This is a genomic window from Flavobacterium salmonis, assembly GCF_903819435.1.
Lineage (GTDB): Bacteria > Bacteroidota > Bacteroidia > Flavobacteriales > Flavobacteriaceae > Flavobacterium > Flavobacterium chungangense.
In genome coordinates, this window is the sequence record NZ_CAIJDP010000041.1 from 1 (window position 1) to 502 (window position 502).

Genomic DNA, 502 nt, shown 5'->3' on the forward strand with positions numbered 1-502 from the left:
AACAGCCAAACAGCAACGCCTCTTATTTATGGAAAATTCGACACAGACCAATTAGGGATCAATACCGATAAGATTCCAACAGGCTATACCATGGCTGTAAAAGGGAAATTTATCTCCGACGAAATTAAGGTTCAGACTTATGCCAACTGGCCGGATTTTGTTTTTAAAAAAGAATATAGCCTGCCTTCCCTAAAAGAGGTGGAAAACTACATCCAGACTAACGGACACCTGCCAAATATCCCTTCGGCGGCTGATGTTTCTGAAAACGGAATCCTATTGGGGGAAATGAATGCCAGACTGCTTCAAAAAATTGAGGAACTCACACTTTATACCATAGAGCAGCAAAAGAAAATAGAAGAACAAAATAAAGTCATGGGAACCCTTTCTGAGAGACTTACCGCTTTGGAGATTAAATAATTGAAGACCTCAATAAATAAAATATGAAAAGATTAATTATCTCCCTGGCTGCGACCCTTTCAATGACAAGTTTCTATTCGCAGAA

At 39.0% G+C, this 502-nt stretch carries 1 pseudogene; it reads left to right on the forward strand.

The features are described 5' to 3' along the window. Positions 1-417, forward strand: a pseudogene (locus FLACHUCJ7_RS00250) (hypothetical protein); the annotation flags it as partial. Between the last annotated feature and the right edge of the window lie 85 nt (positions 418-502).